This window comes from Vibrio mediterranei (assembly GCF_900088415.1).
Taxonomy (GTDB): Bacteria; Pseudomonadota; Gammaproteobacteria; order Enterobacterales; family Vibrionaceae; genus Vibrio; species Vibrio mediterranei.
Window position 1 is genome coordinate 640034 of record NZ_FLLQ01000001.1, and the last position, 21601, is coordinate 661634.

At 42.6% G+C, this 21601-nt stretch carries 18 protein-coding genes; 8 read left to right on the forward strand and 10 right to left on the reverse strand.

Annotated elements, in window-relative coordinates:
* Positions 1 to 265: 265 nt before the first annotated feature.
* From tal to VME0621_RS02880, 4 genes are all read left to right on the forward strand, one after another.
* On the forward strand, positions 266 to 1216 hold the full coding sequence (tal, locus tag VME0621_RS02865) for a transaldolase (RefSeq protein ID WP_006070549.1): 951 nt from the start codon (positions 266 to 268) through the stop codon (positions 1214 to 1216).
* 82 nt (positions 1217 to 1298) lie between these two features.
* Positions 1299 to 3290 (forward strand): transketolase, encoded by a 1992-nt coding sequence (gene tkt / locus VME0621_RS02870; RefSeq protein WP_062455485.1) that lies wholly within the window; start codon positions 1299 to 1301, stop codon positions 3288 to 3290.
* Between the two features lie 225 nt (positions 3291 to 3515).
* Positions 3516 to 3968, forward strand: a complete 453-nt coding sequence (locus VME0621_RS02875) for a putative pterin-binding protein (protein WP_006070551.1) — start codon at positions 3516 to 3518, stop codon at positions 3966 to 3968.
* Position 3969: 1 nt separating this feature from the next.
* Entirely contained in the window at positions 3970 to 5025 is a 1056-nt protein-coding gene (locus VME0621_RS02880; protein ID WP_006070552.1) for a GGDEF domain-containing protein, read from the forward strand.
* Between the two features lie 3 nt (positions 5026 to 5028).
* On the opposite strand, the gene VME0621_RS02885 is transcribed toward VME0621_RS02880, so the two are convergent.
* The 7 genes from VME0621_RS02885 to VME0621_RS02915 form a co-directional block, all read right to left on the reverse strand.
* Positions 5029 to 7437 carry a bifunctional diguanylate cyclase/phosphodiesterase gene (locus VME0621_RS02885; protein ID WP_062455488.1) on the reverse strand — a complete coding sequence of 803 codons (2409 nt, stop codon included), beginning with the start codon at positions 7435 to 7437 and terminating at the stop codon, positions 5029 to 5031.
* Positions 7438 to 7439: 2 nt separating this feature from the next.
* Positions 7440 to 8507 (reverse strand): ABC transporter substrate-binding protein, encoded by a 1068-nt coding sequence (locus tag VME0621_RS02890; protein ID WP_062455490.1) that lies wholly within the window; start codon positions 8505 to 8507, stop codon positions 7440 to 7442.
* A gap of 90 nt (positions 8508 to 8597) precedes the next feature.
* A complete protein-coding gene (locus tag VME0621_RS02895) occupies positions 8598 to 9305 on the reverse strand; it encodes a COG3650 family protein (protein ID WP_231892898.1) in 708 nt (235 codons plus the stop codon).
* A 102-nt stretch (positions 9306 to 9407) separates the two neighbouring features.
* On the reverse strand, positions 9408 to 10022 hold the full coding sequence (locus VME0621_RS02900; RefSeq protein ID WP_006070556.1) for a LysE family translocator: 615 nt from the start codon (positions 10020 to 10022) through the stop codon (positions 9408 to 9410).
* Positions 10023 to 10145: 123 nt separating this feature from the next.
* Positions 10146 to 11060, reverse strand: a complete 915-nt coding sequence (locus VME0621_RS02905; protein WP_062455493.1) for a LysR family transcriptional regulator — start codon at positions 11058 to 11060, stop codon at positions 10146 to 10148.
* Between the two features lie 33 nt (positions 11061 to 11093).
* The gene (locus VME0621_RS02910) at positions 11094 to 12500 is read right to left on the reverse strand and encodes a sensor domain-containing diguanylate cyclase (protein WP_062455495.1); all 1407 of its coding nucleotides are present in this window, start codon (positions 12498 to 12500) and stop codon (positions 11094 to 11096) included.
* 155 nt (positions 12501 to 12655) lie between these two features.
* Positions 12656 to 13351, reverse strand: a complete 696-nt coding sequence (locus VME0621_RS02915; protein ID WP_062455497.1) for an aspartate/glutamate racemase family protein — start codon at positions 13349 to 13351, stop codon at positions 12656 to 12658.
* Positions 13352 to 13657: 306 nt separating this feature from the next.
* Between VME0621_RS02915 and VME0621_RS02920 the strand changes: the two genes are divergently transcribed.
* From VME0621_RS02920 to VME0621_RS02935, 4 genes are all read left to right on the forward strand, one after another.
* Positions 13658 to 15529 carry a methyl-accepting chemotaxis protein gene (locus VME0621_RS02920; RefSeq protein WP_062455498.1) on the forward strand — a complete coding sequence of 624 codons (1872 nt, stop codon included), beginning with the start codon at positions 13658 to 13660 and terminating at the stop codon, positions 15527 to 15529.
* 726 nt (positions 15530 to 16255) lie between these two features.
* Positions 16256 to 17686 (forward strand): sodium-dependent transporter, encoded by a 1431-nt coding sequence (locus tag VME0621_RS02925; protein ID WP_038222077.1) that lies wholly within the window; start codon positions 16256 to 16258, stop codon positions 17684 to 17686.
* Between the two features lie 128 nt (positions 17687 to 17814).
* Positions 17815 to 18438 (forward strand): 3'-5' exonuclease, encoded by a 624-nt coding sequence (locus VME0621_RS02930; protein WP_062455500.1) that lies wholly within the window; start codon positions 17815 to 17817, stop codon positions 18436 to 18438.
* A gap of 108 nt (positions 18439 to 18546) precedes the next feature.
* A complete protein-coding gene (locus VME0621_RS02935) occupies positions 18547 to 19449 on the forward strand; it encodes a DMT family transporter (RefSeq protein ID WP_062455501.1) in 903 nt (300 codons plus the stop codon).
* A gap of 11 nt (positions 19450 to 19460) precedes the next feature.
* Here the strand turns inward: VME0621_RS02935 and VME0621_RS02940 are convergent, their stop codons facing one another.
* The 3 genes from VME0621_RS02940 to VME0621_RS02950 form a co-directional block, all read right to left on the reverse strand.
* Positions 19461 to 20219: a CSS-motif domain-containing protein gene (locus tag VME0621_RS02940; RefSeq protein WP_062455503.1), complete on the reverse strand. Its 759-nt coding sequence runs from the start codon at positions 20217 to 20219 to the stop codon at positions 19461 to 19463.
* A complete protein-coding gene (locus tag VME0621_RS02945) occupies positions 20206 to 20907 on the reverse strand; it encodes a CSS-motif domain-containing protein (protein ID WP_197498242.1) in 702 nt (233 codons plus the stop codon). The genes VME0621_RS02940 and VME0621_RS02945 overlap by 14 nt, the downstream gene beginning before the upstream one ends.
* A 173-nt stretch (positions 20908 to 21080) precedes the next feature.
* Positions 21081 to 21599: a MerR family transcriptional regulator gene (locus tag VME0621_RS02950; protein WP_062455508.1), complete on the reverse strand. Its 519-nt coding sequence runs from the start codon at positions 21597 to 21599 to the stop codon at positions 21081 to 21083.
* Positions 21600 to 21601: the final 2 nt, after the last annotated feature.

The window sequence follows — 21601 nt, forward strand, 5'->3', positions numbered from 1 at the left end:
ACGCTTGCGTTATCAAAAAACAAAAATAACCTTATGAATACTACTTTTCAGACCAGTATTTCATTGACATTATTTCTGCATAGGGTAAATATGGGTTCAACATTTACTCAGAAGTGATACATATGTTCACGCATATTTGTTCACTAACACGGAAAAGGTTTATGAGCTAATCCAACGTAAAGTTGAAACTTTGGCTCGTAACATAGCATTTGTAGTATGAGGCCATTCCTCACAAATTTATGCCCTCAAGAATAGGAACGTACCGATGAGCAACAAATTAGAGCAACTTCGCAAATTGACTACTGTAGTAGCGGACACTGGTGATATCGAAGCAATTCGTAAGTACCAACCAGAAGACGCAACAACTAACCCATCTCTGATTTTGAAAGCAGCACAAATCGCTGATTACGCGCCGCTTATCGACCAAGCGATTGAATACGCTAAAACTCAAAGCGACGATAAAGCACAACAAGTTCAAGACACTTGTGACATGCTAGCGGTTAACATCGGTAAAGAAATTCTTAAAACTATCCCAGGTCGCATCTCTACTGAAGTAGACGCTCGTCTTTCTTACGATACTGAAGGTAGTGTTGCTAAAGCGCGTCAACTTATCAAAATGTACAATGATGCAGGCATCGCCAATGACCGTATCCTAATCAAACTGGCTTCTACATGGGAAGGTATTCGTGCGGCTGAGATTCTAGAAAAAGAAGGCATCAACTGTAACCTAACGCTACTATTCTCATTCGCTCAAGCTCGCGCATGTGCGGAAGCTGGTGTTTATCTAATTTCACCTTTCGTAGGTCGTATTATGGACTGGTACAAGGCGAAAGAAGGCCGTGACTTCGAAGCATCAGAAGACCCAGGCGTTATCTCAGTATCAAGCATCTACAACTACTACAAAGACCACGGTTACAACACCGTTGTCATGGGTGCAAGCTTCCGTAATATCGGTGAGATTCTTGAGCTAGCAGGCTGTGATCGTCTGACTATCGCTCCACAACTTCTGGCTGAACTAGAGGCAGCTGAAGGTGAAGTGGTAGAGAAGCTTGTTGACTCAAAAGGTTCTAAAGAACGCCCAGCAGCGATGACTCATGCCGAGTTCCTATGGGATCATAACCAAGACCCAATGGCAGTAGAGAAACTGGCTGAAGGCATTCGCAACTTCGCCGTAGACCAAGGCAAACTAGAAGCAATGATTGAAGCTAAGCTTTAATCCACACGATTAATAAAAGGGGAACGTTTGCGTTCCCCTTTTAATTTCCCCTCTCCAATATCAAATTTATTCGGTGTTTATTATGGATCGTAAAAACCTAGCAAACGCTATCCGTGCATTAAGCATGGACGGCGTTCAACAAGCTAACTCTGGCCACCCAGGTGCTCCTATGGGCATGGCTGACATCGCTGAAGTTCTTTGGCGCTCTCACTTAAACCACAACCCGTCAAACCCTGAGTGGGCGGACCGCGACCGTTTCGTACTGTCTAACGGTCACGGTTCAATGCTGATTTACTCTCTACTTCACCTCGCAGGTTACGAGCTTTCTATTGACGACCTTAAAAACTTCCGTCAACTGCACTCAAAAACACCAGGGCATCCAGAGTATGGCTATGCACCAGGCATTGAGACAACCACTGGTCCTCTAGGCCAAGGTATCACTAACGCTGTGGGCATGGCGCTAGCTGAAAAGACACTTGCAGCACAATTCAACAAAGAAGGTCATGACATCGTTGACCACTTTACCTATGCGTTTATGGGTGATGGCTGCTTGATGGAAGGCATTTCTCATGAAGCGTGTTCTCTCGCGGGTACACTAGGCCTTGGTAAGCTAATCGCTTTCTGGGATGACAACGGCATCTCTATTGATGGTGAAGTGGAAGGTTGGTTCTCTGACGATACTCCAAAACGTTTTGAAGCGTATGGCTGGCACGTTATCCCTGCAGTAGACGGTCACGATTCAGATGCGATCAACGCGGCAATTATCGCAGCGAAAGCAGACCCTCGCCCTACTCTTATTTGTACTAAGACCATCATCGGTTTTGGCTCTCCAAACAAATCTGGCTCTCATGACTGCCACGGTGCACCACTAGGCGCAGAAGAGATCGCGGCAACACGTAAGCAACTAGGCTGGGAGTACGGTCCTTTTGAAATTCCGACAGAAGTTTACGCAGAGTGGGATGCGAAGGAAGCGGGCGCGGCTAAGGAAGCAGCGTGGAACGAAAAACTTGCAGCGTATGAAGCAGCTTACCCTGAGTTAGCCGCAGAATTCAAACGTCGTGTAAACGGTGAACTTCCTGCTCAATGGGAGGAAAAAGCAAGTCAAATCATCGCCGATCTTCAAGCTAATCCAGCAAATATTGCATCACGTAAAGCATCTCAAAATGCACTTGAAGCTTTTGGTGCAATGCTACCAGAATTCCTAGGTGGTTCTGCTGACCTAGCACCGTCAAACCTAACTATGTGGTCAGGTTCTAAGTCGCTAACAGCTGATGACGCCTCTGGGAATTACATCCACTATGGTGTGCGTGAGTTTGGTATGACTGCGATCATGAACGGTATCGCACTACATGGCGGCTTTGTTCCTTACGGGGCAACGTTCTTGATGTTCATGGAATACGCTCGTAACGCAATGCGTATGGCGGCACTGATGAAAGTGCAAAACATCCAAGTTTATACTCACGATTCTATTGGTCTGGGTGAAGATGGCCCAACACACCAACCAGTTGAACAGATGGCATCATTACGCTTAACACCAAACATGAGTACGTGGCGTCCATGTGACCAAGTTGAGTCAGCGGTTGCTTGGAAATTCGCCATCGAGCGTAAAGACGGTCCAACGTCACTAATTTTCTCTCGTCAAAACCTAGCTCAACAAGAACGTAGCACTCAGCAAGTTGCTGATATCGCAAAAGGAGCTTACGTGCTCAAAGATTGCGAAGGCAAGCCTGAGTTAATCATGATTGCAACAGGGTCTGAAGTTGAGTTAGCCGTCAGTGCCGCTCAACAATTGACTGAAGCAGGAAAGCAAGTACGTGTTGTTTCAATGCCAGCAACAGACGTATTTGATAAACAAGACGAAGCGTATCGCGAGTCTGTACTTCCTTCAGATGTGACAGCAAGAATCGCTATTGAAGCGGGTATTGCTGACTTCTGGTACAAGTATGTTGGTTTTGGTGGCAAGATCATCGGTATGACAACATTCGGTGAATCTGCACCTGCAGGCGAGCTATTTAAGATGTTTGGCTTTACGACTGAGAATGTCGTAACTACTGCTAACGATCTTCTCGCTTAAAACTCAGTTCCAAAACCTAGACGACTAAGCCGAGCATAAATGCTCGGCTTTTTTGTTCTAGTTATCTATCTACTTTCAACAAAACGCTTCAAGAATGGTTCGCTTTATTATCAAATAGTTCCTCGATTTCATTTTGTCCCTGTCTCATATATGAAACACCTCCTACGTTGATTACGCAAACACGCTTCCTAAACTATGAATGTGGCAACGAAAAGGAACTTCATTATGCTCAAGAGTACGATTGTATTATGTGCGCTCTTCTCTTCCCTAACTTTCGCCTCTGATCTAACCATCAAGAGCGAAGGTGTCACTTTCAAGACATACACAGACGAAGATTTGGCGAATATGCCACAAACCAGTATCAAGACTGAATTACCTTGGTTAGAAGGAGAAAATCATTTTACCGGTGTTTCGCTTATTGAGCTTTTTTCGCAAGCAAACGCGCAAGTGCCTGACATGGTTACCTTTGTCGCACTGAATGATTATAAAGTCACGATTAGTCTCAAAGATATTCAAGCATACAACCCTATTGTTGCCAATCGTAAAAATGGGGGAAAAATGTCTGTCAGAGATAAAGGGCCTTTTTGGGTGATATTTCCTATTTCTCAATTTCCAGAGATTAATACAACCGACTATCACGCTATGATGATTTGGCAATTAAAAGAAGTCAGCTACTGAGATGTTAAATACTCGCGCTATTCGTCAGTTTCCTATCAATCTGGCGAAGCTCATTCTGATCATTATCACTTCCTGCGTTTTGGCAGTGAACGTGATTACCATCGATCGTATTAACCATATTAACGAGGACCTATCTGAACGCAAAAATGAGGCAACCTGGTTCATACTGCAACTCGTCAAAGAATATTCAAACTTCATCACTCAAACCCATATTACACCACTCGATACAGAGAAGATTTGGCTCTCTTATGACCTCACTTGGAGTCGTTTTGACATTATCTTGAACAGCAAAGAATCCGCTAACTTCATCAAGCAGGCTAACTATCATGACTTCTTCATCGCTCAATTCGACAAATTCAAAGCTCTTGAGCGATCCTTAAAACTGTTACAGGAAAAGCCGGAACTTCAAACTGCACTCAACCAACGCATTAAACTTAACTTTAATGAAGTCATTCATTTTATTAATAATAAATTCCAAATAGAGAGCCCTCTGAGCGAGAAAAGTCGCACTTTAATAGAACGCTTATTAGTACTTCAGAAGGTAAGTACAGTGGCGTTAATCGTATTATTCATCGTTATTTCGGTGATTTTCTGGATTGAAACCAAAATGCGGCAGACCATTCAACGAAGAGATCCACTCACACGCTTGTTGAATCGAGTTGCTCTTACAACTGACATTAAAGCAAACCTCACTGCACCTCACTACAATTTGCTATCAATCAGAGTGCAAAACGTTGCTGAAGTGAATCAAAAATACGGCATCGACTACGGCGATGTCATCATCAAAACCGCGGCGCAAAGGGTGACTGCTTTTCTAACCGATGATTTACTGCTTTATCGCTATAGTGGTGCCCAATTCATTATTCTCGGCAAGGCAGAAGGTTCATTAATTTCCGATAAGCTAGTTCAGAGAATTAAAGAAGAGCTGTCAAAAACTATCGAATTGAGTGATATGGAGTTGGTACTCGATGTTTCCCTATCGCAAGAGGTTAACCTTAAACGAAGCAGCCTAACCGAGACACTGACGCAGCTATCACGCAAAGCGCTATCCACTTAACGTTTAAAATTTGTGGTCAGCTACTTTGATGCTGGTCACCTTGGTAGAAAGCGTTTCATGTCGGCCGATCTTATAGAATTCACAGAACTTGGAATAACCAAGCGGTTTACTAAAGAAGTAGCCTTGTAAGTAATCACAGCCAATTTCAGTCAGATAGCGGTATTGATTGGCATTTTCGACGCCTTCCCCAACTACTTTAGCGTGACAGTTGTGACCTAGCGCTATAATTGAGTTAAGCATGCGCTCCTGATTCACTTCGCCACTAATTCGGTCAACGAAGCTCTTATCAATTTTCAGTTCATCAACAGGGTAATGCAGCAATTGGTTGATTGAAGCATACCCTGTTCCAAAGTCATCCAGTGACACTTTAAAGCCTAACTCTCTAAGTCCTGAAATAATAGCGACCGTATCCTGTGTACTTCGGACATAACTGGTCTCTGTTACTTCTAGAGTAACTTTATGATGCTTGACACCGTAACGACTACAGAGGCTACATATATGCTCAATAAACTCATTATTGTAGAGCTCCAATGCGGAAATGTTAATCGAGAGACTTCCGGTATAGCCGCAATCCGTTTCCATTTTCTGTAAATCTTTCAGCGAGTTTTCAATGACCCAACTATCAATAAGGCCTATGATATTCGCCTTTTCTGCCACAGGGATAAACTCATCTGGTCCAATACCTTTTGCTTGTAGCACTGGACATCGGACTAACACTTCAAGACTGGCGATCTCCATTGTTTTTGAGTCTATAAGAGGCATGTAACGTAGCTCAAAACCATGCGTTTGGGTGCATTTCAGCAGTACTCTTTCTATATCATCAATACGGGATAAATCCTCCAAAAGTTGGTCGTCAAATAGTACTAGAGAGCGTTGGTTTTTGATTTGCTTAGCTTTATTCAAGGCCACTTCTAGCCCTTTTTGCCATAAGTTTGCTTGGTCTTTACGACACAACGGGAAAATAGCCATTGCGAGGTCTAAATTAATGGGTAGAGCATCAAGTAGTCCCGCCCGCTTGAGCGTCTTCTCACTATTAACAATTTGTGACTTCACCTCGTTTTCATCATTTGCATCTATAAGTACACAGAATGTGTTACTACCATAGCGGCAAACTGAATAATCACTGGTCGCTGTTCCCCTATCTTCTTGACAATGTCCAACAAACACCTCTATTTCTCTTGCAAGATTCTTCAACACTTGGTCTGCTATTTTTGCCCCATGAAGATCATTGATTCGCCTGAAGTCTATGATGTCCCATGCAACAATATAAGTCGTTCTAGTCGAATAACTAGCGATACGCTGCTCTACAAAGTGAATAAATGACCTACGATTAGCAAGACGAGTAAGACCATCAAACTCCGCTTCAAATTTCACCTTACTCAAACTATCTATATAAGCGTTTTTTAACACTGATACTTCATCGGTTCCTTTAGCTCTTTTGAAATACCTCAGTTCCAAGCCACCTTTATGAATTTCTGACAGCAAAGCATCAATTGGATAGAGTATTCGACGGCGTATATTGAAATGAATTACAACTAATAGTACGAGCATTACCAGAACCAAATACCCGAATACTTCTATTACAAGTTCCGTTTTGATCGACGCGTAATGAGAGTCAAGGATATTCAAATCGACGACTAACGCAGACCCAGCAATACGTATAACGTTGCCATCGATAAATTCACTACCCAACTCTGTAACCACAATGTTGGAACTACTATTGTCTTCTATGGCACCCTTGCTAAACTCCAAGCTAATGTAAGGATACTGAGATGCTTCGCTAAACAAAGCGTTAATTTCTAAAAGACTGCCATCAACAATTAATAAACTACGATCTGATCTAGTTACCACATATTTGTCATCAGGAGGTAATGTAGGGTCATAAGCTCCTGTAGAGCTGTACCTGACCTCTCCTGTTAAAGATTGATAGATATTTCCCGACTGATCAAAAGGTTCCCCAAGAGAAACTTTAACGTGAGAGTCAAAGACATGCTGGTAAAGGTCGTCAGGCAAAGAACGAGCACTAAATGGATTCGACTTAGAAGAGGCGGCTGTCATGGTAAACATTTCATCTAGTACATAGATTGCAGTGTTGCTCTCTTGCCGACTATGATCTCGACTTAGTACATAATTGATGTGTGACTCAAGGAAGTTTCGGCTACTGAGCTCGCCTGTGTCTTGAATGTGACGCAAAAATTGCGTACTGCCTGATATCTCATAACCTAACGCCTCGATACCTTTTATTTCAAATCTGGTCGCTTTTAGAGCCGCTTCTACATTTGCAATCCACTTGGAACGTTCAAGTTTCTTATATTCATCGAGTTGCCACTGATAGAGTAAAGCTCCAGCGCCGAGAGTAATCACGCCAATTGTTGGTATCAATGCCAGGTGCAACCTCTGCAATAACTTCATCGTCACCTCAAATCTTCTACTATCCGCTGTCTTAACCGCAGACCAGTATCGCTGACTGGCCGATAGATATAACTACGCTCGATTAAATCAGGTGCTGGATTGATGATAGGGTCGTTTAGGTACTCTTGACTCAGGTAGGGAGTTACGTTGAGGTTAGGCGACGAAAACCAAGATTCTTCGGCATTCAAGGCTGCGACCTCAGGAGAAGATAAGAAATCGATAGCTTTGCTCGTTGCTTTGCTAACAGGTTTACCCGTAGGCACAGCAAGGCATTCAAGCCATACCACAGTACCTTCTTCAGGAGCCACATATTTCCATTGAACTTCGTCAGAATCACTCAATTGGTTTAACACATAGTCATCGCCAGAAAAGCCAAATGCCATATAAACATTATCAAGTTTTTTCGGCTCTTGGATTGCCTCCAAAATATACTGTGTGGAATTTAAAAAAGGTCGCTGCTCCGCCAGCAGTTGGTAGGCATCGTGAAGTTTTTCTTCGTCATCTGAAAAAGGGTCATACTTTAGAAACAACATCGCCGCACTAATAAGATCGATTGGGTGATAGTACATAGAGATCTTATTTTGAAGAACTTTGTCAGGCTTCAGCAATGATGCCCAAGATGTCACTGGTTTTTGTATCTTGTCACTACGGTACAAAATACCACTGGTTCCCCATGAGTATGGGATGCCATACTCGCCACACGCCTCCAACCAGCGTTTTTCAAATCTATCGACTATTCGATTTTGAATAGAGCTTATATTTTGTATAGCTCCCTGTTTCGCTAACATCTGTAATCGCACACTTTCTACGACGACCAAATCAATGGTGCGGCCTCTTTCACTAAGGAGCAGTTCATCACGCACCGTTTCGTCAGAAAAGAAGAACTCTTCAATGGCAATATTATGTTTTGATTTAAGGTCATTTTTGACCGTTGGAGAGAGGTAGGCTTCCCAGTTGTAAAGGTGGACAGTATCACTGCTATGTCCCGCAAAAGCAGGCGCAATCATAACAAGAGCAGAAAGTACTACTTGTTTAATCACGACCACTTTTGGTAGAACTTGTCGTTGCATCTGCTAGTCCTTTAGCTTTTACTAACATAATCAGACTAGGACATAGTGTCGACGATTGCGATGCAAACCCTATCTCATTACTGAGAATGGTTACTTTTGAGCACTATCTTTCTCTTTTGGGATTGGTAGAGTTTCTAGCTCAGATTCACCCGTCACCATGTTGATTTTAAACAGGTATAAGTTTTCCGGGTCACCATAGTGTCTAAAAGTAAATTGGTAACTATGAGCAGGATAGAAAATGGGAAGCTCTTCAACCATGGCGATACCATAGCCGTCTTGAACCACAATCTCTTGAACCTCTAGAGTTTGTTCTGCAGTTTGTTTTTCACGCTCTCGACTATACTCAGGTGCGACAGATGGATTTGTCGGATAGGCTTTTCCATCAAAGCTCATCGTTCTCAGAGAACCATTACTCCAAACGTAAAAGTCTTTCCAACCATTCGTTGTTCGATCTGAAACAAGGATAGGCTTTCGTGTCACCGTCATTCTGGTAATTACGTCACCCGATGAGGAGAATAGGTAGGCAGTACAGCCCCCAGAACCACAAAAATAAGGATCCTGCATAAGAACAAGCAATTCATCATTGCCATCGTTATTTAGATCAGTAGCTCCAGCTACGTATTTATAGTCTTTCTCATCAGGATCGAGTTGCTCTGGCTGAAGAATGTCTTCATTCACTAAGCGGTCAACATTCTCCAATGTAAACACACTTGGTCTAGGTTCCTCTGAAGCACTATGAAGACAACCAGTAAGGCCAATCACTAAAGAGCAGAGAATCAATGGCTTTTTCAATTTCAAATTACAGTCTCAAGATAGTCCGTTATTTCCTAAGTGTAAGAAGTTAAATGGCATCTCTCAAGCTATTGATTCAACTATCTTAGTATTGCTCTAGTAATAGAATCACAAAGTATAAACGACACGAACAGCTAGGAGTATTAAGACAACACCCGACAACTGGTCAATAATTTTCGCTTTCGACTTCAATGAATCTAACAATCTTGGCGATGACAGCATAAAGGTAATGAGTGTGTACCACAGCCCATCGATAATCAGAGGTGTCGCGACAATAATGGCTTTATCTGAGACTTCACTTCCTATCGCAACAAATTGGCTAAATAGTGCGGTAAAGAATAACGCGATTTTCGGACTCAGAAGTGAGATAAACAGCCCTTCCTTTGCCGCTGATGCTACCGATACCTGTTTGCCCGACTCAAGGCGCTCGACAATTCCACCTTTTGAACGAATAGCATTGAATCCTAGCCACGCAAGATAGAGTGCACCTAGCAATGATATTGTTTTAAAAACAATCGGGAATTGATGTAGCAACACCGACAAACCAAGAACCGTTACCAGTGCATAAACTCCAATTCCGCATGCATGTGCCCATGCTGTTGCCAGTCCATGATTCCTTCCCCCAGCTAAACTGTGTTTTGCGACAATAGCGAGACTAGGACCTGGGGACATTGCCCCAAGAAGACAGATTGCAACTAAAGATAACCAAACAGTAAAAGTCATAACAGCTCCTCAAATAACTGGAGCCACTTTATCACCGCAACATTATGATTTGAAATCACCATTTATCATCATCGTGATGAAATTGAGTCATAACCACCACGTCAGTTCTCTCCTACTACTAGGTTACCGAACCGAATACATTGAACTACGCATGATGGACAACACATGTTCACGAGTCCAACTGTGCGCGGGTTCATGGTCATACTTAGGGTGCCATAACAGCCAATACTTATGAATAGGTACAGTAAACGGGATATCGATAACATGTAATTTTTGGGTCTTTTGGAGATTCACCGCGATATGTAGTGGAACAGTCAACAATGCGTCGGTTTGCTGCAACAACGCAAAGGCTGAAGAGAAAAAAGGCGTAGAAACTAGAATTCTTCGCTTTAAGCTCCGCGCCTTCATTTCTCTATCAAGGAAACTGTCCTTATCTCCACCACCAGAGATTCGAATGTGCGGATATTCGCCCAATTCCCGCTCTGCAATTGTTTTAGATCCAGATAGGGGGTGATTCTTGCGAGTCACAATGACAGGGATATCCTCCCCTATTTGCTGAGAACTCAAACCTTGAGGCGCTTCTGGCAACATAGTGGATGCTAACTGGACATCGATTTCACTAAGTTTAGCTAGGTTGTCCGGTTCCCATAGCCGGTAGGCAAATTGCATCGCCGGAGCCAAAGACGATAGCTGTTCAACGAGCTCCGGAAGTATATATTGAGCCACATAGTCAGAAGAAGAAAAGGTGAACGTTTGATCGAACAGCAGTGGATCAAAGTCCGCTTGACCTAACACCTTGGTAATGTTTTGGAACAAACCTTCAAGCTCCGCTCCTAATCTCTCAGCACGCGGAGTCAAAACGTAATGGTTGCCGTTTCTTACCAGCAAAGGATCATGATAGATATCACGCAATTGACTAAGCTGCCGGCTTACCGCGGATTGAGTTAAGTTCAGCCTTTCAGCCGCGCGACTCACGTGCTTCTCAGCTAACAGCACTTCTAGGGTATAGAGAAGATTGAGGTTTGTTTTTTGATTCATCTACTTCGACATCTATTCGTAAAAGAGGTGTCATCACTTGTCTATCGTGGACATTCTCTTAGCCTGTGAGGATATTAGCTCTACCACAGCACGGTTTTTCCCCTGCTTTTTAGCAACATACATAAGTCTATCGGCTTCATATAGTGTCTCACACTCCGACGCATCTTCGTACACCGCACAACCGACACTCACTGTAACTGATTGTGAGCCGATGTCCTTAACTTCTAACTCTCTGATAGAGCGGCAGATATTTTGTGACAGTTGATAAGAATATTCAAATCCTTGATACACATAGACCAGTGCAAATTCCTCGCCACCAATACGCGCGATGACACAATTACTTCTGAGTAACGACCGAATAGAGCTCGCAACAGACTTGATCACTTTGTCGCCTTGAACATGACCAAATGTATCGTTGATTGTCTTAAAATCATCAATATCGATAACGATAATCGCAAGATAACCATCAGTATGTCGATACTTCTCTAGTTTTTCTAAAAAATAGCGGCGATTACTTAACCCTGTTAATGCATCGGTTTCAGACAGGACCTTTAATTCTCTATTTGCGTTAGCTAGTTCATTGGTTCTAGTGTTTACCGTATAGCGCAGTAAAAGTATATAAACGAACACACCGAGCATGATCATAATGCCAATGATCGGTAATAGATGTTCAGGATACACGGTCTCAATGTGCATCCATCGACTGAGTATACGCTGGCGTTCATCAGCACTGATTTTACGGAAGTTAGGGATCAAAACATCAAGCGTTGCCGCTTTGCTCTTGGCCACAGCAAAATACAATGCACCGGAATAAAGATGTTTTACACCAATAAATTCACTTGTGTTCGACGACGTATATAAATAGTAATTCGCAACCTGAAGATCCGCTACAAAAGCACGAATCTGGTGGGAAAAAGCCGCTTGCAATAACTTCGAATTATTATCGTACAAGGTTAATTCAACATTCGGGTAGTTCGTCTGTAGAAACTCAACTTCATAGCTTCCAGAAACTACGCCTACCTTATAGTTATGTCCTCCCATCAAGAACGAATTAACATTAAAAGACTGCAAACCACTATGAAAATAAAGTTGGGTATCGATTTCGAATATTTCACTACCAAACTCAAGATAATTAGCACGCGTTTTAGACCACAATAACCCCGCATGAACATCGGCTTGATTGTTTTTGACTAAGTCTAGCGACGATTGCCAATCAACCAACTTAAACTGAACTTCAACATCGTTTGCAACCCCGTAAGCGCGCCAGTAATCGATGAGGATACCTGCTGGTTGATTGTTTTCATCAAGATACGAGTATGGTTTCCATGCTTTCGAATTCGAGATTATAAGAGTATCGGGGCTACGCTCAATGGCCAAAGTGCTGTTCGTAAACAGTATCAACGCAATCAGAACAAACACTACTTTGGGAAAGAACACCATTGCCTCTATGATAAACAGCCAACAAGAATGTTATTTATAGTCGCAAAATTCGTGACTTTCCTCTCAAATATTATAAAGCACGATCAAAATCTCATAATAAATGTGGAACGCCTTTCACTTTTATTAGCTCCTGTCGTGCTCTAGATATTTTCTGCCTACTGGTTTAATGCAAACTCAACAGCGGCTTCACTGTGAATCTGAGTTGTGTCGTATAAAGGAACATTTGTGTGTTTTTGCTCTATTAGCATCGCTATTTCGGTACACCCTAGAATAATCGCTTGTGCACCGCTATTTCTTAGACTCTCAATGATCGTTAAGTAGCTTTGACGCGAGGTATCACTCACCTTTCCTTTTACTAGCTCACTATAGATAACTTCATGGACGAGTGCTCGTTGCTCTGGGTTAGGCACGACGACTTCAATATCGTACTTCTGCTCAAGACGCCCTTTGTAAAAGCTCTGTTCCATTGTGAACGCGGTACCCAATAGGCCAACTTTAGTAACCCCGTCATACTTCAGACGCTCTGCGGTAGCATCAGCAATATGCAGTAAAGGAATTGATATGATACTTTCAATTTCTGACGAAACTTTATGCATGGTGTTGGTGCATATCAATAAACAGTCGGCACCTGCCGCTTCGATACACTTGGCAGATTCACTTAAACAACTGGCGGCAGCGTCCCAATCCCCCTGACGTTGTAAGCTCTCTATTTCCGCAAAATCGACACTATATAGTGCAACTTTAGCAGAGTGGAAGCCACCTAGCTCTCGCTTAACACCTTCATTGATGGCCTTGTAGTAGTTAGCCGTAGACTCCCAACTCATTCCGCCTAACAAACCTATTGTTTTCATATTACCATCCTATTAATACGACACTTTCTATCAAATCTGCTAAGAACTCGTCGTTCTCTCACTACTGTGTCTATGTTGTATCATAACTGTCCCAAGCCATTACAGAACAATCTACTAAGCCTCTCTATATCAGAACACCGACCAGTCATTTTTAATGACATAACTCCTAAAGTAATGCTGCTTGCCACCGATAACATTTAGAGTTATACAAGACACTGTTCTTATTAACCCTAAAAATAATGATAATTATCAAAGCAGTACTGGCTAGCCAATCGGCTATAGGTTTAAGCCAATCTAGGACGTAGTATGAAATTTAGTCACAAAATCGTTTCGGCCTCAGCAGCCTTGCTGCTCGTGACCGTTTCCACTCTCGGAATTACCCAACTTGTTACTGTTCGCTCTGAGTTGCAAAGTCATATTGACGGCAGTATTCATGAGCTTATTACCGGTGTTAAAAACACCATTAATTATGATCTAAACTCCAAGCGCGATTTAGCGAGTGCCGTCACTGAATCACTAGAAATTGCGCCCACTGAGAATGACTATGTCAACAACGTCATAACAACACCGACACTTAAATCCAGTTTCCAAGCAGTTGGTGTTGGCTACGAAAACGACGGTTCCCTAGTAAGTAATGATGGATGGGTGCCAGATGCTTCTTATGATTCAAGGTCACGTCCTTGGTATCAAGAAGCTAAGTCGTCGGGAAACACTATCATTACCGATCCTTACGTAGACTCCTCGACAAAGAACGTCATTATTTCTCTGGGTTCACCGCTTAATGATAAAACTGGGCGTTTCATTGGTAGCGTAGTATTCGATGTAACCCTAACAACACTCGCAGATCTGGTAAACCAAACCAATTTATTCAACGCTGGCTATTTATTCGTAGTGACAAATAAAGGCATGACTATCGCGCACCCAAACAGTAGTTTAAACGGAGAGCCAATTAGCAAGTTTTTGCCAGGTATTACACTCTCCGAGGGTGTTCAGGAATTAAAGCTTGATGGCAAAGACTATCAGGTTAATCTGGTTCAAGTACCGGAGGAGCACTGGTATGTTGGTGCGATTATCGATAAAGACATCGCTTTCTCTGCAATTGGCGAACTACGAAATCAGTCAATTTTCTTCATTTTGACGGGTCTAATTGTTAGTGTCATTGCACTAACATTACTCATTCGTTTCCTTATGCGCCCATTGAACGACCTCAATACAGCGATTCAAGATGTGGCGAACGGAGACGGCGATTTAACCCATCGTTTGGATACAGATACCGATGAGGAGTTTGCCGAACTAGCAAGGGGATTTAACACCTTTACTGCAAATCTTCAGCAACAGATCATTCAATCTAAAGAGATCTCCACCAAGATTCTTGCCCTGACTCAACAAACAACTGAAGGCTCAAAGCACTCGGCAATAGCAATGAATACCCAGTTGCAAGAATTGGAACAACTTGCTACGGCGATGAATGAAATGGCAAGTACCTCCGCTGAAGTTGCAAACAATGCTCAAGGAGCAGCCAGTGCCGCTCAAGCAGCAGACAATGCAACACAGGAAGGCTCGGCTGTTGTATTAGACACAACATCGGCGATCACCAACCTTTCACACAGTATTGAAGATGCGGTAGTTGAAGTCCAAGGCCTTGAGAGGGCAACAGATAACATTGAAACCATACTTAAAGTTATCAACGACATTGCCGACCAGACTAATCTACTAGCACTCAATGCGGCTATTGAAGCTGCTCGTGCTGGTGAATCTGGTCGTGGATTTGCTGTTGTCGCCGATGAAGTTCGCACGCTTGCACAACGTACTCAAGAATCAACCACAGAGATTCGCAGTATGATAGAGCAACTACAAAGTGGGGCGCATTCTGTCTCTAGCGCTATGACTCAGAGTAAAGAGAGCGCTAGCCTTGCAGTTGAAAGAGCACAAAGCGCAAATGATGCGTTGGAACGTATCCGCCAATCTATCGCGCAGATTTCTGACATGAATATGCAAATTGCTGCGGCAGCTGAAGAGCAAAGCTTAGTTGCAGAGGAGATCAATGCCAACACCATCAAGATTAAAGATCTTAGTGAACAGGTTTCCGATTCGGCTAACAATGCGAACACAGCAATGACCGAGCAGTTTAGTAATGTTCACCAACAAGAGAACATACTCAATCGATTCAAAGTATAACGTCTTTTGACGTCAACCAAGCTCTGCCAATTTGGCGGAGCTTTTTTATCCCTGATGAAAATTAGCTCAACAGCAACCACAACGCCCTAATGAGTACTTAGTTATATACCGCCCAGCAACATCAATCGAAGCAATAACCTATTTTTTAAACTAAACTAAAAATAATTATCTATAAAATTTCCACTTAGCCAGTTCAAACAACAAATTAACTGCAAACTATAATTTACATTAACCACAATAACTTTTATAAAGCCCTGCTATTGACAAGACGATTTCCACATGAAAACTTTGCTTAATTATGCGTTATGTAAGCCACTTGTTTTGCATTTTTAGTCAAAACAACCTGATTTTTTGCCGAATTGTTAATAGGTCATTCTGCAATATAATATCCTACGATCTACTAAAGTGGTGCTAGAAATATGGTTAGCGTCAGAACAAATCCCTACTTTATGCAATGGAGTGATTATTCTAATTCAATAAATAGCGCTATCGAGTCAAGAAAAATTAGAAAATAAAATGACGAACGTTTAAAAAATCAGCAATTGACAACAATTTGATGACAAAAGTTAGAAAAAAACACTTTTTAGACTTCCAACTCCAATCATAAACTGGTTTACTTGTCACTGATAAAGCGCCTCAACAAATTTTAGAAAGTGTATAAAAATAAATACACAAACTTTTCGGCGCCAAAGTTACGGACAAACACAACAGATTATCGGAGTTATCGTGGCAACGAGTAATACAAACACAGCACCCCGCGACAATTGGGGTTCGAAGCTAGGCTTCGTAATGGCTGCTGCAGGTTCTGCAGTTGGTCTTGGTAATATTTGGAAATTCCCTTACACAGCAGGTGAAAATGGCGGTGGTGCATTCATCGTTATCTACCTTGCATTCGTAATTTTCATTGGCTTTAGCGTAATGTTAACTGAGTTCGCGGTTGGTCGTAAGACTGGTCGTAGTGCAGTAGGTGCGTTTAAGTCGACAGACGGTCGTTGGACTTTCGTAGGTGTCATCGGCGTACTAAGTGGTCTACTTATTATGGGTTTCTACCCTGTTGTAGGTGGTTGGGCTCTAGCGTACGTTCAAAAAGTATCTACTGGTCTTCTAAGTAACCCTGAAGCTATCGGCGATAGTTTCGGTGGTTTCATCACTAACCCAATTCAACCATTGATGTGGATGGGTATCTACTTGCTAATGAACGTAATCATCGTTAGCCGCGGTATTTCTGGCGGTATCGAAAAAGCAGGTAAGATCCTAATGCCAATCCTATTCCTGATTCTCATCATTGTTTCAGTGAAAGGTTTGTCTCTACCAGGTGCAATGGCGGGTATTGAGTTCCTGTTTAGCCCTGACTTCTCTAAAGTAGACAGTGGTGTTGTACTTGCAGCACTTGGCCAAGCATTCTTCTCTCTAAGTTTAGGTATGGGCTGTATGATTACATACGGTAGCTACCTGAAGAAGAAAGAGAACCTTGTTCAAACTACAGGTATGGTTACGGCAATGGACACTGGTGTTGCAATCCTAGCGGGTATCGCAATGTTCCCTGCAATGTTCGCTCTAGGTATGGAGCCAGCAGCTGGTCCTGGTCTAGTATTCGTTGTTGTACCTCAGCTATTCGCAGAAATGGGCGGTGTTGGTCTAATCTTCGCACTACTATTCTTCGTAGGTCTAACTGTCGCAGCACTAACGTCTTCGGTATCTCTACTAGAAGTAGTTGTGTCTTACCTAATCGATGAGAAAGGCTTCAAGCGTACTACAGCGGTACTCTCTGCAGCTGCAGTAATGGCGGTACTATGTATCTTTGCTTCTCTATCTCTAGGTGGCGTTGGTCCAACATTGTTTGACACTGGTGCATTCGACATCTTCGACCTAATGACAGATAAGATCTTCCTAGCTGTTGGCGGTATGTTGGTGTGTATCTTCGCAGGTTGGAGACTAAGCCGCGAAGAACTTGAGAAAGAAATCACTAACGACGGTGAAGTGAAATTCCCACTATTCGGTCTTTGGTACAACCTAGTTAAGTTCGTAATTCCTGTAGCAGTAGCAATCGTTGCGTTTGCGGGAATCTCAAGCGGCTTCGACAGTGGTAAAGGTCCAATCATGTTGATGGGTATCGGTATCATTGCTCTGACAGGTATTCTTTCGAAGAAACTGTAAGACTTAAACCTTATTGAAAAAGAGGAATCCTAGGATTCCTCTTTTTTTGTTTAACTCTCCTTGTTTGATGTTCCCCTTCCTGCCACTTCACGTTAGACTTTGCGCCCTACCCAAATAACGAGATTATAATGATGCTTTCATCTGCCAAATCTGTCGTAGTACTTGACTTTGAGACTACCGGTCTTTCACCAAATCAAGGCGACAGAGCTATTGAGATTGGTGCAGTTAAGCTAGAAAACGGCACCGTAGTCGATAGGTTTCAATCCCTCATGAATCCGGGATTTCGTGTCAGTGGATTTATCGAAAATTACACTGGCATCAGTAATGCAATGCTGGCTAACGCGCCAAGCTGTAAAGACGTGATGGGTGAGTTTTCAACTTTCATACAAAACAGTAATCTCGTTGCTCACAATGCTTCGTTCGATAAGCGATTTCTGGATGCAGAGTTAGAGCTTATCAACGAAAGTTACACTGGAGAATTTGCCTGTTCTCTTCTAGTCTCAAGACGTTTAAATCAGGAAGCTCACTCCCACAAACTTGGCGACTTAGTGGCTTATCATAATATTGCGAATGATGGCGTCTTTCACCGTGCTTTAGCCGATGCAGAAGTGACAGCATCACTATGGTTGCTCCTCGTTGATTCATTGACTGAGAGATTCAAGATCAATGATCCTAGTTTTGCTTTAATGCAAAGACTGTCCAAACAACCGAAAGCATCGATAGCTCAGTTCTTAACAAAACAAGCAGTGTAATTGTTTAGACATAGGTCATTTTCTATATAAAAATCAAATCGTAGTGTGAAATGCTCCTCACTATGTTATGTATAACGTTAGTGTCATTTTTCTTAGCCAGAGTCTCAAATGAATTCAAGTTTTGACCAATTAGTACCCGTTGGTGTTCGTTATATGGTGCTCTCCGCACTTGGCTTTGCCTTGATGTCGGCGTCAGTAAAATACGTCAGTACTTATGGAATACCTGTCTTTGAGATTGTGGCAGCTCGTGCCCTTGTCTCATTGATACTCAGCTATGTTGATGTGAAAAGGAAAGGTATCTCGATCTGGGGCAACAATAAAAAGCTGTTGTTTGCTCGAGGTGTCATGGGGTCGCTTGCCTTAATTTGTGTCTACTATGCCGTGACGACCCTTCCATTAGCTGAAGCAACAATATTACAGTACATTCACCCTGTTTTTACTGCGCTACTTGCCTTCTTATTCTTGAAAGAGCGTGTGCAATTTTCGACCTTTATATGTATTTTGCTGAGTTTGTTAGGTCTATACACCATGGTCAGCCCTACATTGGCCACTAACAGTACCGAGCATTTACCCTTGTTCAGTGTTGGTGTTGCCTTACTTGGTGCATTAGGGAGCTCTATCGCTTATGTTATTGTGAGAAAATTAAGCCAAACTGAAGATAGTTCAGTTATTATTTTCTACTTCCCTCTCGTTGCACTCCCTTTATCGCTATTACTGATCGGTGACAACTTTGTGATACCCGATATGCACCTTACGGTGATGCTCATACTCGTAGGGATCTTCACCCAAATAGGACAACTTGGGTTGACTAAGGCAATGCAGACACAAGCAGCAGGTAAAGCATCCGCTTATTCCTACATTCAAATAGTGTTCTCGATATTGCTAGGTCTTGTTCTGTTTAATGAGCTGCCATCGATATGGACTTACTTAGGCGGTGCACTCATTGTTTTAGGTGCGCTAATCAATGTCTTTGGGAAAAATCTGCGATTGCCTTTCTTACGCTCTCGCTAGAATTAAGGTTGCTAGGCTTGGCTTCGGTTATCCCGAAACGACTGGTTTAGCAACCAAACCGAAGACCATAGAATGGCGACTGCGATAATTGAACGTAACCAATAGATCAACATACGTTTTATCAAGGTATGATAAGCCGAATAAACGGTTATTGAATATGGATAACGTGAAGAACTAACCTCAGACTCCATCTCATTGACATCTGGCTCAACCGGGTTCCTAGAGTAAGTGGAGTTAAGGTCGCCATCCAACTTAAAGGCGTAGTTAGCGTAAGGCAGTGTTGGTTCCAACCAATACCCCACTAGGCGTCGTGGATTCACGTAAGCGAAGAACCGTTTATCACCATCATCAATATCAACAACCAACGATGTTTCCGGAAAATAACTGGTTAACAACGACCAACCAATAAATACATCGGTATTTGACTTGCCACGCCAATACTTTTGATGCAACGAAGTCTTGCCAAACATACTGCATACAAAAGCACCATCGTCAGACTCACGGATATACCCTACTGCTCGAATTCGTTCATTTTCGTAAGCTAGGTTGGCATAGTCGTGCATCAGTGAGTCTGGACATGATTCATCGTAGGGTACTTGTCTGATGACCGAGACGACTTCATCGATACGTTTATCGACACTGAGTACCGAGGTCTGAGCGCTTGCTTTTATCTCATTTGAGATATGTAAATAAGCTAAACCACCACTTAGAAATAAGGCAAGAACCAACACGGAAACTGTCTTTGCCCATGGGAAGTTATAGGTGTTCATAGGCATCTTGATCACTACGTAGTCTTGAATAGATATCAACGGCAAAAACAGCACCAAAGACGATAAAGCCGAGTACTGATAAACGTATAAAGAAAGTTTTAATTCTGTTAGTCAACAACCCCATCGTCTTAGTCACTTTGATTATAAACGGGTAACGTTCAGAAGCTAGTGAGGTAGACAACTCTTTTCCGGAAAAAGCACTTTGGTTGCGGTCTAACAAGACATTGGATGACTCAGGGAAAGACATAGTAATGCGTGCGTCATTATTGTACGGTTCAATCCACCATCCTAGGATAACCCTGGGGTTAATGGTGCCAATCACAATTTGCTCACCACGATAAACGGCCAGAGCGAACGAAAGATCACGGCGAAACTCTGTCACATGAAGACGAGCAAAGATCACGTCCCCTTCTTGTCTTGCATCCCAAAATGCTTCATCAATAAGCCGTTCGTGGGCACCAAAATTACTGCAGTAATTAGGATCATCGTTTACTGTATTAGCAATCACAACTCCCCGTATCCCGGTACTATTAAATACGTGGTGAGCCAACGCAGTTTGAACGTCAGAAGTACAAGTTTCAGCAATGGGGATAGCACGTAACTCAGACTCTATCTTCGATAGATGTTCGTCGATTCGACCAACAACTTGTTCAGCATCACAACTCAGCTCCTCTCGAAAGGTCATCATTTGATAGACGCAACCGATGAGCAAGGTGTAAAGAAAAATCAGAGAAAGGTTTTGCCAAGTCCGTCTGGTTACCATAAGTATCAACAGGGAGTATATTAAGACAAGAAATCATAACACCCGCTAAATGTCAGTTTCTTTATCTCAACTCAATATTGTGTCTTCAGGTTTCTCAGCTACCGAGAATTTATGCGAATTTCTGCTATCTCATCACAACTAATATTCAAAGATTCGAGAAATTCTTGGTGCGCATCTGGCTGCATTCTTTCAAACTGTCGATGCCAATTCGCCATATCTTCTTCGTTAAAACCGGAGTGTTTCATAATCTCAACCCACTGTGCTTTATTCATGGAATTGGTCTCCAACAAATTAGGCTCTTCTAGCGCAGTGAGAATCGCTTTCTGTTGGCTTCGCAATGCCTCTATTTCTCTTTCTAGTGCATTGAACTGGTCTCTCAAGGTCTGCTCTTGTATTTGATCTCCTTGCCTATCGAGCAAAGAACTTATTTCTTGAATTGGTAGCCCGAAAGAGCGATATGCGAGGATACTCTTAAGCCTTGAGACCTGTTTCTCTCCATACCAGCGGTACCCATTGCCTGAACGATAAGCAGGAAATAAAAGACCTGCGCGTTCGTAGTAGAGGATAGTAGTTCTAGATATGTTACATTCTCGCGCTAGCTGAGTAACGGTTAACATTT

Coding starts and splice junctions, on each gene's coding strand:
- VME0621_RS02905 (WP_062455493.1), bottom strand. CDS start 11,060: ATGAATCAAAAAACAAACCTCAATCTTCTCTATACCCTAGAAGTGCTG.
- VME0621_RS02910 (WP_062455495.1), bottom strand. CDS start 12,500: ATGGTGTTCTTTCCCAAAGTAGTGTTTGTTCTGATTGCGTTGATACTG.
- VME0621_RS02945 (WP_197498242.1), bottom strand. CDS start 20,907: ATGATGACCTTTCGAGAGGAGCTGAGTTGTGATGCTGAACAAGTTGTT.
- VME0621_RS02930 (WP_062455500.1), top strand. CDS start 17,815: ATGATGCTTTCATCTGCCAAATCTGTCGTAGTACTTGACTTTGAGACT.
- VME0621_RS02900 (WP_006070556.1), bottom strand. CDS start 10,022: ATGACTTTTACTGTTTGGTTATCTTTAGTTGCAATCTGTCTTCTTGGG.
- VME0621_RS02880 (WP_006070552.1), top strand. CDS start 3,970: ATGTTAAATACTCGCGCTATTCGTCAGTTTCCTATCAATCTGGCGAAG.
- VME0621_RS02940 (WP_062455503.1), bottom strand. CDS start 20,219: ATGAACACCTATAACTTCCCATGGGCAAAGACAGTTTCCGTGTTGGTT.
- VME0621_RS02915 (WP_062455497.1), bottom strand. CDS start 13,351: ATGAAAACAATAGGTTTGTTAGGCGGAATGAGTTGGGAGTCTACGGCT.
- VME0621_RS02935 (WP_062455501.1), top strand. CDS start 18,547: ATGAATTCAAGTTTTGACCAATTAGTACCCGTTGGTGTTCGTTATATG.
- VME0621_RS02885 (WP_062455488.1), bottom strand. CDS start 7,437: ATGAAGTTATTGCAGAGGTTGCACCTGGCATTGATACCAACAATTGGC.
- tal (WP_006070549.1), top strand. CDS start 266: ATGAGCAACAAATTAGAGCAACTTCGCAAATTGACTACTGTAGTAGCG.
- VME0621_RS02950 (WP_062455508.1), bottom strand. CDS start 21,599: ATGTTAACCGTTACTCAGCTAGCGCGAGAATGTAACATATCTAGAACT.
- VME0621_RS02875 (WP_006070551.1), top strand. CDS start 3,516: ATGCTCAAGAGTACGATTGTATTATGTGCGCTCTTCTCTTCCCTAACT.
- VME0621_RS02890 (WP_062455490.1), bottom strand. CDS start 8,507: ATGCAACGACAAGTTCTACCAAAAGTGGTCGTGATTAAACAAGTAGTA.
- tkt (WP_062455485.1), top strand. CDS start 1,299: ATGGATCGTAAAAACCTAGCAAACGCTATCCGTGCATTAAGCATGGAC.
- VME0621_RS02920 (WP_062455498.1), top strand. CDS start 13,658: ATGAAATTTAGTCACAAAATCGTTTCGGCCTCAGCAGCCTTGCTGCTC.